This is a genomic window from Microbacterium testaceum StLB037, assembly GCF_008763945.1.
Classification (GTDB): domain Bacteria; phylum Actinomycetota; class Actinomycetes; order Actinomycetales; family Microbacteriaceae; genus Microbacterium; species Microbacterium testaceum_G.
The window spans coordinates 1,195,135-1,204,725 of sequence record NZ_VTQH01000001.1 but is presented as its reverse complement, the minus strand read 5'-3'; the positions used below and the strand labels follow the sequence as shown (position 1 = coordinate 1,204,725).

Below are 9,591 nucleotides of genomic sequence, written 5' to 3'. Positions count from 1 at the left end.
TGGACGGGGGGATGGTCAGCCTTTTCGGCCCTGGGTGGCGACGCCCTCGACGAAGTACCGCTGGCCGAAGGCGAAGATGATGAGCATCGGAAGGGTCACGAGCAGCGACGCGACCATCACGTACTGGTAGTCGCCCTGTCCTCCCGCGCTGGGGCTGTACTTCGTCATGGCGTAGGCGATGCCGAGCGGGGCCGTGAAGTCCTCGACGCTGCCGGCGTTGAGGTAGATGAGCGCTGCCTGCAGGTTGTTCCAGCTCGCCTGGAACTCGAACAGGAACACGATGATGAACGAGGGGATCGACAGCGGCATCGCGATGCGCCAGAACAGGCCCCACGCGCTGCAGCCGTCGAGTCGCGCCGCTTCGAACAGCTCCCGCGGGACGCCGAGGAAGAACTGCCGCTGAAGGAAGATGTAGAAGGCCGAGCCGAAGAGGTTCATGCCCCACAGCGGCACCCAGGTGCCGAGCAGTCCCGTCTCTTTCCAGATCAAGTAGATCGGGATCATCGTGACCGCGCCCGGCAGCATCATCGTCGCGAGCACCAGGCCGAACAGCAGGCCCCGACCCGGAAAGCGGAAGTACGCGAAGCCGAAGGCGACGATCGAGCTCATGACCGCGACGGTGGTGGCCGCGAGCAGGGCGATCGCGATGCTGTTGAACATCCAGCTCAGCAGGGGCAGCTGGTTCCATACTTCGGCGTAGTTGCCGGGGCTGAAGGTCTTCGGGATCAGCGCATTGTCGAACACCTCGCCGCGCGGTTTCAGGCTCGCCGCGAGCAGCCACGCGAAGGGGTAGAGGAACAGCAGCGCGAACAGCACCAGCACAGCGGCGAGGACGACGCGGCCGGCCAGGGTCTTCGGTTGGCGCAGCGCCCGCCGCCAGCGGCTGCGCGGGGGGACGACCAGCTCGGGTCGGGCCTGAGCGACTCCCGGGGTCTGCAGGGTGTTGGCCATCATCGGTCCCCCTCGTAGTAGACGAACCGATTGCCCAGGCGCACCTGCGCGAGCGTGATGAGCAGGATGATGACGAACAACAGCCACGCCATCGCCGCCGCGAAGCCGAAGTTGAACTGCCGGAACGCCTGCTGGAACAGGTAGATGGCGTAGAAAAGGGAGGCCTCGGGGGAGGCGTTGCTCTGGTCGCGCCAGAACAGCAGGTACGCCTGGTCGAACACCTGGAACGCCGCGATCGTCAGGACGATGACGTTGAAGAACATCGCCCCCGAGATCATCGGCAGCGTGATCGAGAAGAAGCGGCGGACCGGCCCCGCGCCGTCGATCTGTGCCACCTCGTAGAGGTCGACGGGCACGTTCTTGACGGCCGCGAGGAAGATGACCATCGTTCCGCTGACGGTCCAGAGCGCCATGATGACGATGCTCGGCTTCACCCAGGCCGGGTCGACGAGCCACTGCGGCCCCTGGATGCCGACCGCGCCGAGCGCCTGGTTGATCGCCCCCGAGTTGCCGTTGAGCAGCAGGAAGAACACCGCGGCGGTGGCGACGGCGGGGGTCATCTTCGGAAGGTAGTAGAGGGTGCGGAAGATCCCGGCCCCGCGGCCCACGCGGCTGAGTAGCAGCGCCAGGAACAGGGCGAAGGCGATCTCGAGTGGAACCGCCATCACCGCGTAGAACAGCGTGTTGCCGAGCGAGACGGCGACCCGCGGATCTTCGAACAGCTGGGCGTAGTTGTTCGTGCCGACCGGTCGCGCGGCGCCCGTGGCCAGGTTGTAGCTCGAGAACGAGATGACGAGGCTGTAGATCATGGCCCCGGCCGTGAAGATCAGGAACCCGAGGATCCAGGGCGAGATGAAGAGGTAGCCGGCGAGGGCTTCGCGGCGGTTGTACTTCACCTTCTGCCGCGGGGCGCGGCGCTTCGAGCCGGGTGGATCGGTGGTGTCGTCGTCTCGGGGTCGGGCGGGGGAGAGCGTCACCGGAAGAACCGGTCGGGGGCGGTGGTCTCGATGCTCATGGGGGTCTCCTCTCGCACGCGCCCTCGTCGTCGAGAAGCGCTTCGCCAGGGTCGAGAAGTGCCGAGAAGAGGTCCAGGGCGTTGCCAAGCGCGGGAGAACGTGGGATAAGCGGCGTTCCCCCGGCGCGAGATCACACGATCCGCCCGAGATCGCATGGTTTGGGCGGATCGGATCCTGTGACGTCGAACCGATCGTGTGGTCTCGGCCCGGCACGGGTGCCGGGATCAGCGCGCGTCGAGCGCGCGGAGGTACCGCTTCGTCATCCAGGACTGCACCCGCCAGCCGACGGGGGCACCGAGACGCGTGAACCAGCGTCCGGGCGACGAGAACGCGGCGATGTCGAACACCACCTCACCCGATGGTGCGAGCGTCAGGGTGAACCGCTCCTCACCCCGCTCGGGGTGACCGGGCAGCGTGCCGTAGGCGAACCCCGCGAGGGTCTCGGTCCGCTCGGCCCACACAACCAGACACGGAATACGAAAGCTCAGGATGCCGACACCCAGGCGCATCGTCACGTGCGTGCCCTGGCGCATCGGGGTGTCGGACAGCTCGACCCGAGCACCGGCGCGGCGCTGCGCGTCTCCCGCGAGGAGGGCGTCGGCGGCTCGCGCGAAAGCCGCGGGGCCGTGGCCGATCACGCGCCGTTCGCGCACGTGGTGGTAGCCCGGGGGCATCTCGCCCGCGGTCGCGCCGACCTCGTCGTAGGTCAGCTCGTCCATGCGCTCAGCCTAGGCGCCGTCTCTCGATCGCCGCGGGCCTTGCGCGCACCAGCTCTTCGCCTCCTTCGGGTGAAACCGGCGCGGCACCTTCACATGCGCACCGCGGGCGGTGCGAGGATGGCGCGATGATCGACTTCCGCGAAGCTCGTCCCGACGACATCGACGCGATGGTCGAGGTGCAGAACGCCATCCACCGCGCGGGCCTGCGATCGTGGCCGGTCGACGCCGCCTTCGTCGAGGAGCGCTACTTCGACGCCGAGCACTCCGTCGCGTGCACCGTCGCCGTGCGAGACGGCGTGGTCGTCGGCTTTCAGTCGCTCAAGCGGGCGTGGCCCGGCAACCCCTATGGGGTCGAAGAGGGCTGGGGCATCATCGGCACCCACATTCACCCCGATCTCGGGCGCAGCGGCATCGGGCGCAGCCTGTTCGCGCGTACGGTCGACGCGGCGCATGGCGCGGGGCTGAAGCACATCGATGCCACGATCGGCGCCGACAGCGAGCCCGCCCTGGCCTACTACCGGGCGATGGGCTTCGTCCCCTACCGGGAGACAGACGGGGCGATCCCGCACCGCTACGACCTCTGACGCACGCCTACGCTGAGGGCATGGTCTCGACACTCCCCGGTCCGCTCGCGTGATCGACGTCGCCGAGCACCTCGCCGCGATCCTCGAGGCGGTGGTGCCGCTCGAGCCCGAGCAGCGCGACATCGCCGCCGCGCGGGGCCGCGTGCTGCGGGCCGCGGTGCACGCCGCGGTCGATGTGCCGGGGTTCGACTGCTCCGCGATGGACGGCTTCGCCGTGCACGCCGACGACATCGACGACGTGCCGACGACCCTTCGCGTGGTCGCCGACCTCCCGGCGGGCACCGACCTCGACCCGCCGATCGCGGCCGGCGAGGCGGTACGCATCATGACGGGAGCGCCCCTTCCTACCCAGGCGAGCGCCGTGGTGCCGTTCGAAGAGACCGCCGACGGGCTCGACGGCGGCCTCGGCCCGGTGACAGTGCTCACGGCACCCCGCGGCCGCGGCGCGCATATCCGTTCCCGCGGGTCCGACGTGCGGGCCGGATCGCTCGTCGTCGCCGCCGGCGTGCGGCTGACCGCGGGGCGGGTCGGTGCGATCGCGGCATCCGGGATCGGAACCGTCTCGGTCGCGCGCGCCGCGCGGGTGGCGATCGTGTCGACGGGGTCCGAGCTGCGACCCGCCGGAACGCCGCTGCGGCGCGGGCAGATCCCCGAGTCGAACAGCGTGCTGCTCGCCGGGCTCGCCGAAGAGGCGGGGGCCCAGGTCGTGCTGCGCACGAGCGTCGACGACAGCGGAGACGGTCCGCGACGCGCGATCGCCTCCGCCGAGGCCGCCGGTGCCGATGTCGTCGTGTTCTCGGGCGGGGTCAGCGCGGGGGCTTACGAGGTCGTGAAGAACACCCTCGGCGATCTCATGCGGTTCGAACGCGTGCGCATGCAGCCGGGCAAGCCGCAGGGCTTCGGGCGCACCCCCGCGGGCACCCTGCTGTTCGGACTCCCCGGCAACCCCGTAAGCGCGGCGGTGTCGTTCGAGCTCTTCGTGCGTCCGGCGCTTCGCGCGCTCGAGGGCGATCACGAGCCCGGCCGCGCCCGAGCCGTCGTGCCGTTCGCCACCGAGTGGCGCGCGCGGCCCGAGCGTGCGCAGTACGTTCCCGTGCGCATCGAGACGACGGACCCCGCGCATCCGGTGGCCGAGCCGGTCGAGCGTGGAACGCGCGGCTTCGGCGACGCGAACGGCCTCGCGGTGATCCCCCCGAGCACGCGGGTGACCGCCGCGGGCGACGAGGTCGAGGTGCTGCTGTGGTGAGCGTCGATGCCATCCTGCTCGCCGGCGGACGCGCCTCGCGGGTCGACGGGGCGGCGAAGCCCCTGTTCGAGGTGAACGGCACGACGCCGCTGCACGCGGCGGTCGCCGCCGTGCGCTCTCGTGGCGCACAGCGGATCGTCGTGGCTGCACCCGTGCTCGACGACGACCTCGACGTCGAGTGGGTGCGCGAAGACCCGCCCTTCGGCGGACCGGTCGCGGCGATCGTCGCCGCCCTGACCCGCGTGGAGGCCGACGAGGTCTTCGTGCTCGCGTGCGATCTGCCGACCGTTCGAGCCGCGGTCGACCTGCTGCCCGACGAGCTGACCCCGGATGCCGACGGTGCCTGCCTCGACGACGGGCGTCGGCAGTGGCTGATCGGTCGATACCGGACCGCGGCGCTGCGGGAAGCGGCATCCGGTCTCCCCGAGAAGGGACGCGACGCCTCGATGCGCGCACTGCTGGGCGGGCTGCGGGTCAGGGCGATCGATGCGGACGCGGCTCTGACACGCGACATCGACACGTGGGACGATCTCCGGGTAGCCCGAGGAGGAACCATGACCGATTCCCGTACCCTGCCGCCCGAGGCGCTGAACGACTGGAGTGCGGCTCTGGCCGAGCGCTTCAGCCTGGCCGAGCGCGACATCCCCATCTCGCTGATCCTCGATCTGGCGCGCGACGTCGCGAACGGGGTGGCCCGACCGGCGGCGCCGCTCAGCGCGTTCGTCGCAGGGCTGGTCGCCGGTCGCGCCGGTGGTTCACCCGCCGACACCGAGGCCGCCGTCGCGGCCGTGGTCGAGCTGGCCCGCGGGTGGGAGCACCGCTGAGCGGACTCCGCCCGTGCAGCCCGCCGGGTCACCGGCGTCGAGGCGGACGCGGTCGACGGTGCGGGCCCGGGAGCCGGACAAGTCAGCGTCCGCGGACGCCGAGGGGCCCGTTCGAGTCGCCGTCGATGTGGAAGCCGCCCGAGGTCGCGTCTATGGAGAGGCGGTAGGCGGCTGCGGCCGCCGAGTCCGTGGAGACGCCGATGCGCCCGTCGATGGGGCCTGACGAAGGGGCGCAGTCGGCGGACGCGGCCGACACCACACAGTTCCATTCGGGCGGCGTCGACACGAGGGTGGCGCCCTCGAGGGCGATCACGATCCGATCCGCGCGCCAGCTCTCCGCGTCGACGCGGAAGGACACGTCGAGAGACCGATCGTCTTCGGCGACCACCTGGAAGTCGGCGTGCGGTTGCTCCGGTGAGATCGCGATGCTCAGAAGAACCACCCCGCCGGCGATCGCGGCGGTGGCAGCCGCGATCGCGGCAATTCTTAGACGTCGACGCCCCAGGCGACGCCGGTTCCCACGCCGATCGAGACCGCGACCGCGGCGGCGACGCCAACTGGCTCCACACCCGCCGCGACCACGGGCCGACGCTCCGCCGACGCCAGCACGACCCTGGCCTACACGGGTGGCCAGGTAACGTTCCCCTTCGTCCCGCTGGGGATCGCCCTGATCGCCGCGGGAGTCGTGGCGCTCTTCCTCATCCGCCGTCGCCGACAGTCCGCGGACGACCGTCGCTGATGACTCGGGCCGAGCTCACTCCGCGTGAGCTCGGCCCGCGTTCGCCCGAGGTACGGATGGGCTCTCCCGCACAGTGCGGCGCATCAGGAAACCCGGTCCGCATCTCGGCCATCGAGGATGTCGACGGCAAGACCGCCTGACGCGACCGACAGGCGTGAGTCGTTGGTCCAGAGGGCGCTGCACCCGGCCTGCCGGGCGATCGCGAGGTGCAGGGCGTCGGCCGTCTGCAGCCCGCGGTAGCGAGCACGCAGCAGCGCGGCGTCGAGGAACGCGTCGGGCTCCGCCGGGAGCAGCTCGAAGGCGTCGAAAGCGCTCCACATGGTCAGCTGCGCCTCGGCATCGGTGGCCCGCATCGGCTTCACCAACGCCTCCATCATGACCAGGGGGCTTGTCGCGAGCGGCTCGTCGGCACGCGCGAGGGCGGTACGCGTGCAGTCACCGATCTCGTCGTCGCGCTCGATAGCGTAGATCACCAGGCAACTGTCGACGTAGATCACGCCCCGGCGGCCCGGTTCTCGGCGATGATCGCCTCGATCTCTTCGACCGGACGTGCTCGCTCGGGTGTCAGGGGATGCTCCTCGAGCCACCGCGCGAAAGCGTTGCCTGCGCGCCCGGGCACGTAATCGATCGGCACGATCTTGGCGACCGGGACACCTCGTCGAGCGATCGTCACCTCGGCGCCCGACTCGACGTCGGCGATCAGCTTCGAGAGGCTGTTCCGCGCCTCCAGGACGTTGTACATCATGCGTGCACCCTAGCCAGGAATATGGCTAGGTTCCACCCTCACGGCCCCACATACTCCCCGCGCGGTCGCAGCCGCATCGCCGGCTCGGCGTACTCCGCGGCGATGTGCGCGATCCACCCCGCGATCCGCCCCAGCACGAAGATCGTGCTCGCCGCGTCCTCGGGGAGTCGGGCTCCGGATGCCAAGGCCGCCAGCGCGAGGTCCACGTTGGGCCGCAACCCCGCGCGGTGGGCGACGACGTCGGAGAGCCGCCGCACGGCATCCATCGTCCGATCCCCGTCGGGCAAAGCGGCCAGGAGCGGGAACAGCGCCGCGGCCCGGTCATCGCCCCCCGTGTAGAGCGGATGACCGAAGCCCGGGATGCCGTTGCCCTCCTGCAGCGCGTCGGTCAGCGCCCGCTCGGGTTCCTGCCCGCGTCGCACGCGTGTGAGCAGACGTGCCGTGCGGGTGGCCGCGGAGATGTGCAGCGGGGAGTCGGCCGCGCCGAGGGCGGCGCTCACGGCGGCATATCCGTCGGCACGGGCCGACGCCGCAACGCGCGCGGCGAAGGTCGACACGGCCAGGTCGTGGTCGATCAGCAGGACGAGGGCGGCGTTGACGGCGGTGATCGTCGCGAGGGCCGCTGACGGGTCCCACGCGCTGACCAGCGACCGTGCGACATCGACGTGCGGGTGCCCGCCGAGGGCGACCGGCAGGCCGGTGAGGAGTGTCCACCCGATGCGGTGGGCGGACGCGGTCGAGGCGTCGTAGCGGACTGGATCATCGGCGGCGAACCCGGTCAGGGCGGCGCGCAGTCGATCCATCGGCCCCGCGTGCAGGGGCAGCGCCTCGACCATCGCGCGGGCGCAGCCGATCGCGGGATCGGGGGCGTCGACCCGCTCCGCTGCCCAGAGCCAGGCGACGATCTGCGCGAAGGGCTGGTGCATCAGGTCGCGGGCACGCCGCCCCCGGTAGAGCAGCTCGTCGTCTTCGATGTCAGCAACGTCGGTCTGCACGACCCCGAGGGGCATGCCCGTCGTGGGGTGAGCGGGCGTCCGCACGGTCGAGCGGCGGCGACCGGCGGCGAAGGCCTCGACCTCGAGCGCATCGAAGGTCGAGCCGCGGGCATCGCGCTCGCGGCGGAGGAGCCCTCTCGACACGTAGGCGTACACGGTCTCGGGTTTGACGCCGAGGCGAGCGGCCACCTGAGCGGCGGAGAGGCGGGGGAGGGGCGCGGTCATCTTGATCCGATCAACGTTGACGCTGTGTTCGTCATGTTCGCACACTGAGCGCATGAGCGATCTGATCGATGTGCCCCGCGGCCTGAACGGCGTCGTCGCGGCCGAGACGACCATCAGCGACGTTGACGGCGACGCCGGCGTCTACCACTACCGCGGCTTTTCGGCGGTGGATCTGGCGCGCACGCGGTCGTTCGAAGACGTCTGGCACCTGCTGGTGGTGGGGAAGATTCCGGATGCCACGACCCGAGCCGCCTTCTCCGCCCGCGTCGCGGCGGCCCAGGCCGATCCCGCCCTGCCCGAGCTGATCGCTGCGGTCACGGCCCGCACCGATCAGCCGTTGGCGGCGTTGCGCGCCGTGTGGACGCTCGTGGCGTCCGCTCGCTCTTCGGCGCCGTTGTACGACCTCGCTCCCGACGCGCGGCTCGACGAGGCGATCGCCTGCGCCGCCCTGGCCCCGCTCGCCCTCGCGCCCGGAGCCCCGAGCGGGCGAGGCGTCGTGGCCGACTACCTCGAGCGGGTGACGGGCCGCGAGCCCGACGCGGAACACGAGCGCGCGCTGTCGGCCTACCTCATCGCGGCGATGGACCACGGCTTCAATGCCTCGACCTTCACGGCCCGGGTCATCGCGTCGACGGGGGCTGACCTGGCATCCTGTCTCTCCGGCGCGCTCGGCGCGCTGTCGGGACCCCTGCACGGCGGGGCTCCGGCCCGCGCTCTCGACAGCCTCGACCGCGCGGGCGGCGACCCGGCCGCCTGGATCGCGGGGGAGCTCGAGGCGGGGCACCGGCTCATGGGCTTCGGGCACGCTGTGTACCGCACCGCGGACCCCCGGTCCGAGTTGTTGCGCGAAGTCGCGCTCGGCCTCGGCGGTGACCGCGTCGCCCAGGCGCTCGCCTTCCAGCACGAAGCGGAGCGGCAGCTCGCGGAGCGCCGGCCCGAGCGGCCGTTGCACGCGAACGTCGAGTTCTACGCGGCCGTGGTGATGGAGCAGTGCGGCATCCCGCGCGCGATGTTCACCCCCACCTTCGCCCTGGCCCGCACCATCGGCTGGACCGCGCACGTGCTCGAGCAGGCGCGGGATCCGAAGATCATCCGGCCGGCGGCGCGTTACGTGGGGCGGCCGTTCGCGGGCTGAGCGGTCAGCCCAGCAGCTCGAGGCCGCTGAACAGCCCGATCGTCACCGACAGCAGTCCCGCGGCGACCCCCGCGATGAACCCCGCGGCGGCGAGCTCGCGCGCCATGCGCGCATTCAGACTCACGATGCCGCAGACGAACGACACCAGCGCCAGCACCCACATGCCGATCTGGATGACCGGCAGGTTCTCGATCTCGGCGATCGTGCTCGCCGTAGCGATGAAGAGGTACCAGGCGATGACGACGACGCCGGTGACGATCGCGACGACCGAGGCCACGCGCAGGTCGCCTTTGGGCGTCGGAGGTGCCGGCGGTTCCTCACGCGGAGGGATGTCGACGGCCGGTTCCAGCGAATCGGGGAGGTCGTCGTCTGCCATGCCCCGATCCTCCCAGGTCGCGGGGGCAATCGGGGA

Annotated in this window: 14 protein-coding genes; 5 read left to right on the top strand and 9 right to left on the bottom strand. The window is 71.1% G+C overall.

The features are described 5' to 3' along the window. Positions 1 to 15: 15 nt before the first annotated feature. From F9B98_RS05615 to F9B98_RS05605, 3 genes are all read right to left on the bottom strand, one after another. Positions 16 to 951 carry a carbohydrate ABC transporter permease gene (locus F9B98_RS05615; RefSeq protein WP_150955936.1) on the bottom strand — a complete coding sequence of 312 codons (936 nt, stop codon included), beginning with the start codon at positions 949 to 951 and terminating at the stop codon, positions 16 to 18. Further along, positions 951 to 1,928, bottom strand: coding sequence for a carbohydrate ABC transporter permease (locus F9B98_RS05610; RefSeq protein WP_412177024.1), 978 nt, complete (start codon positions 1,926 to 1,928; stop codon positions 951 to 953). Before F9B98_RS05610 ends, F9B98_RS05615 begins: the two co-directional genes overlap by 1 nt. Before the next feature lie 263 nt (positions 1,929 to 2,191). After that, on the bottom strand, positions 2,192 to 2,686 hold the full coding sequence (locus tag F9B98_RS05605) for a DUF1990 family protein (protein WP_150954036.1): 495 nt from the start codon (positions 2,684 to 2,686) through the stop codon (positions 2,192 to 2,194). A gap of 125 nt (positions 2,687 to 2,811) precedes the next feature. Here F9B98_RS05605 and F9B98_RS05600 point away from each other — a divergent pair, with 125 nt between their 5' ends. The 3 genes from F9B98_RS05600 to F9B98_RS05590 are packed head-to-tail and all read left to right on the top strand — an operon-like array spanning position 2,812 to position 5,340. Continuing rightward, positions 2,812 to 3,270 (top strand): GNAT family N-acetyltransferase, encoded by a 459-nt coding sequence (locus tag F9B98_RS05600; RefSeq protein ID WP_150954033.1) that lies wholly within the window; start codon positions 2,812 to 2,814, stop codon positions 3,268 to 3,270. 49 nt (positions 3,271 to 3,319) lie between these two features. Continuing rightward, positions 3,320 to 4,516: a gephyrin-like molybdotransferase Glp gene (gene glp / locus F9B98_RS05595; protein ID WP_150954029.1), complete on the top strand. Its 1,197-nt coding sequence runs from the start codon at positions 3,320 to 3,322 to the stop codon at positions 4,514 to 4,516. Next, on the top strand, positions 4,513 to 5,340 hold the full coding sequence (locus F9B98_RS05590; protein ID WP_225310234.1) for an NTP transferase domain-containing protein: 828 nt from the start codon (positions 4,513 to 4,515) through the stop codon (positions 5,338 to 5,340). Before glp ends, F9B98_RS05590 begins: the two co-directional genes overlap by 4 nt. Before the next feature lie 82 nt (positions 5,341 to 5,422). Here F9B98_RS05590 and F9B98_RS05585 read toward each other — a convergent pair whose 3' ends face one another. Together F9B98_RS05585 and F9B98_RS16225 are read right to left on the bottom strand one after the other, a co-directional pair. Further along, positions 5,423 to 5,782, bottom strand: a complete 360-nt coding sequence (locus F9B98_RS05585) for a hypothetical protein (RefSeq protein WP_150954023.1) — start codon at positions 5,780 to 5,782, stop codon at positions 5,423 to 5,425. 44 nt (positions 5,783 to 5,826) lie between these two features. Beyond that, positions 5,827 to 5,949: a hypothetical protein gene (locus tag F9B98_RS16225; RefSeq protein ID WP_263641778.1), complete on the bottom strand. Its 123-nt coding sequence runs from the start codon at positions 5,947 to 5,949 to the stop codon at positions 5,827 to 5,829. A 4-nt stretch (positions 5,950 to 5,953) separates the two neighbouring features. Here F9B98_RS16225 and F9B98_RS16265 point away from each other — a divergent pair, with 4 nt between their 5' ends. After that, complete coding sequence (locus F9B98_RS16265) at positions 5,954 to 6,079, top strand: LPXTG cell wall anchor domain-containing protein (protein ID WP_225310284.1); 126 nt, start codon at positions 5,954 to 5,956, stop codon at positions 6,077 to 6,079. A gap of 83 nt (positions 6,080 to 6,162) precedes the next feature. Here F9B98_RS16265 and F9B98_RS05575 read toward each other — a convergent pair whose 3' ends face one another. Genes F9B98_RS05575 through F9B98_RS05565 form a run of 3 tightly spaced genes read right to left on the bottom strand, consistent with a single transcriptional unit; the run spans position 6,163 to position 8,044 of the window. Beyond that, positions 6,163 to 6,576: a type II toxin-antitoxin system VapC family toxin gene (locus tag F9B98_RS05575; protein ID WP_225310233.1), complete on the bottom strand. Its 414-nt coding sequence runs from the start codon at positions 6,574 to 6,576 to the stop codon at positions 6,163 to 6,165. Continuing rightward, complete coding sequence (locus F9B98_RS05570; protein WP_150954017.1) at positions 6,573 to 6,824, bottom strand: type II toxin-antitoxin system Phd/YefM family antitoxin; 252 nt, start codon at positions 6,822 to 6,824, stop codon at positions 6,573 to 6,575. The genes F9B98_RS05575 and F9B98_RS05570 overlap by 4 nt, the downstream gene beginning before the upstream one ends. A gap of 38 nt (positions 6,825 to 6,862) precedes the next feature. Beyond that, positions 6,863 to 8,044, bottom strand: coding sequence for a citrate synthase (locus F9B98_RS05565; RefSeq protein WP_191966679.1), 1,182 nt, complete (start codon positions 8,042 to 8,044; stop codon positions 6,863 to 6,865). A 52-nt stretch (positions 8,045 to 8,096) separates the two neighbouring features. On the opposite strand from F9B98_RS05565, the gene F9B98_RS05560 reads away from it, so the two are divergent. Next, positions 8,097 to 9,179 carry a citrate/2-methylcitrate synthase gene (locus tag F9B98_RS05560; RefSeq protein ID WP_150954011.1) on the top strand — a complete coding sequence of 361 codons (1,083 nt, stop codon included), beginning with the start codon at positions 8,097 to 8,099 and terminating at the stop codon, positions 9,177 to 9,179. Positions 9,180 to 9,183: 4 nt separating this feature from the next. Here F9B98_RS05560 and F9B98_RS05555 read toward each other — a convergent pair whose 3' ends face one another. Then, positions 9,184 to 9,555 (bottom strand): hypothetical protein, encoded by a 372-nt coding sequence (locus F9B98_RS05555; protein WP_150954008.1) that lies wholly within the window; start codon positions 9,553 to 9,555, stop codon positions 9,184 to 9,186. Between the last annotated feature and the right edge of the window lie 36 nt (positions 9,556 to 9,591).